Below are 2,650 nucleotides of genomic sequence, written 5' to 3'. Positions count from 1 at the left end.
GCTATCCCGAGCGCGACTTCTACCGGGCGAACCTGTTCGTCAACACGCCCGACCTGCTGCCCTATCATCTCCAGAGCGGCGAAGCCTGGGCGTTCAAGTCGCGCGTTGCGCTGGCCGCGATGCTGTCGGGCAATTACGGCATCTACAGCGGGTTCGAGCTGCTCGAGCATGAGGCGATCCCCGGCCGCGAAGAATATCTCGATTCCGAGAAGTATCAGATCCGGCAGCGCGACTGGGCCAAGCCCGGCAACATCAAGTCCTACATCACCGGGCTCAATCGCATCCGCAACGAAAACGCGGCGCTCCAGCAGACCGCCAATCTGCGCTTCCTCGGCATCGAGGACGGCGAGACGATCGCATTCGCGAAAGAGGCGGCCGATCCCGCCAATACCGTCGTCGGCGCGATCGCGCTCTCGGGCCACGCGCGCGAGTTCTGGCTGCCGCTTGGCGACGTCACCCTCGACGTCGGCGGCGAGCGGCGCCACGTCACCGCACTCGAAAATCTCCTCACCGGCGAACAGTCCCGCATCGAATGGGGCGGAATCAGATTGCGTATCGATCCCGATCGCGATCCGGCGCTCTTGTTCCGCTGCCTGGCGTAAAGGCCTAACGCCATGAATGTTCTGTCTTCCGTCGACACCAAGAAGGCTGAGGCTGCCGAGATCGTGGATGAGCTCTGGTACAAGGACGCCATCATCTACCAGCTTCACGTCAAGGCCTTTGCCGACAGCAACAATGACGGCATCGGCGATTTCGCCGGCCTGACCGAGAAGCTGCCCTATCTCCAGGACCTCGGCGTCACCGCGCTGTGGCTGTTGCCGTTCTACCCCTCGCCCGGCCGCGATGACGGCTACGACATCGCCGACTACGGCGCGGTCAATCCCGATTTCGGGACGATGAAGGACTTCAAGCGCTTCATCCAGGAAGCGCAGAAGCGCGGCCTGCGCGTCATCACCGAGCTCGTCGTCAACCACACCTCCGACCAGCACAATTGGTTCAAGCGCGCGCGCCGCAGCCCGGCGGGCTCGAGCGCCCGCAACTGGTATGTCTGGAGCGATACCGACCAGAAATACCAGGGCACGCGCATCATCTTCACGGACACCGAGAAATCCAACTGGACCTGGGATCCCGAGGCCGGCGCGTTCTACTGGCACCGTTTCTTCTCGCACCAGCCGGACCTCAATTTCGACAATCCGCGCGTGGTCAGCGCCCTCATCCAGGTGATGAAGCGCTGGCTGGACGCCGGTGTCGACGGCTTCCGGCTGGACGCCATTCCCTACCTCTGCGAGCGCGAGGGCACCTCGAACGAGAACCTTCCCGAGACGCATGCGATCATCAAGCGTCTGCGCCAGGAGCTGGATTCCTACTCCAAGGGCAAGCTGCTGCTGGCCGAGGCCAATCAATGGCCGGAGGACGTGCAGGAATATTTCGGCCGTGGCGACGAGTGCCACATGGCCTATCACTTCCCGCTGATGCCGCGCATCTACATGGCGATCGCGCAGGAAGACCGCTTCCCGATCACCGACATCCTGCGCCAGACGCCGGACATTCCCGCAAGCTGCCAATGGGCGCTGTTCCTGCGCAACCACGACGAGCTGACGCTGGAGATGGTCACCGACGTCGAGCGCGATTATCTCTGGACCACCTACGCCAACGATCCCCGGGCCCGCATCAATGTCGGCATCCGCAGGCGGCTTGCGCCGCTGATGGACAATGACCGGCGCAAGATCGAGCTGATGAACTCGCTGCTGCTGTCGTTCCCGGGCACGCCGATCATCTATTACGGCGACGAGATCGGCATGGGCGACAACATCTATCTCGGCGACCGCARCGGCGTGCGCACGCCGATGCAGTGGAGCCCGGACCGCAATGGCGGCTTCTCCCGCGCCGATCCGGCCCGCCTCTACGCGCCGCCGATCATGGACCCTGTCTACGGCTACGAATCGGTCAACGTCGAGGCGCAGTCGCGCAGCCTGTCCTCGCAGCTCAGCGCCACCAAGCGCCTGATCTCGGTGCGCAAGTCGACGCTCGCCTTCGGCCGCGGCACCATGACCTTCATCCGCCCCGCCAACCGCGCCGTGCTGGCCTATGTCCGGCAATATGGCGACGAGGTGATCCTCTGCGTCGCCAACCTCTCGCGGGCGGCGCAGGCGACCGAGCTCGACCTGACGCCCTGGAAGGACCGCATCCCGCAGGAGATGCTCGGCCGCACCCGCTTCCCGGCGATCGGCGAGCTGCCCTACATGATCACGCTGGGGCCGTACGGCTTCTACTGGTTCCAGCTCATGGAGCGCGACAAGTCCGAGCCGGTGACGTCGCGCGCGGTGCCGGAGTTCGAGACGCTGGTCGTACCGGTGAATTCGAACTGGGTTTCTCTCGCCCGCGAGCGCGGTGTTTTCGAACGCGACGTGCTGCCGGGATTCTTGTCACGGACGAGATGGTATCCCGAGCACAATCCCAAGCAAATCGAGACCGCGCTGACCTCGGCGGTGCCGTTCTGCGACATCGGTGACAACCGGCCCTGGATCGCGTTCTTCGAGACCAAGCAGGAGGACGTGGCGACACGCTACGTGATGCCGTTACAGATCGAGTGGGTGCGCTTCGACCGCGAGCGCTTCACTCCGAGGGCGCTCACCGCCGTGCGCCAGGG

The 2,650-nt window shown here is 64.3% G+C and carries 1 protein-coding gene and 1 pseudogene; both read left to right on the top strand.

What is annotated here, in order from left to right:
• Positions 1–602, top strand: a pseudogene (locus ACXJL8_RS38565) (alpha-1,4-glucan--maltose-1-phosphate maltosyltransferase); the annotation flags it as partial.
• A gap of 12 nt (positions 603–614) precedes the next feature.
• A partial coding sequence (gene treS, locus ACXJL8_RS38560; protein WP_456686765.1) for a maltose alpha-D-glucosyltransferase occupies positions 615–2,650 on the top strand: 2,036 nt, incomplete at its 3' end.

This window comes from Bradyrhizobium sp. P5_C11_2 (genome assembly GCF_054049755.1).
Note: the sequence above shows the minus strand (reverse complement) of the source record. Positions and strands in the feature narration are given on the sequence as shown.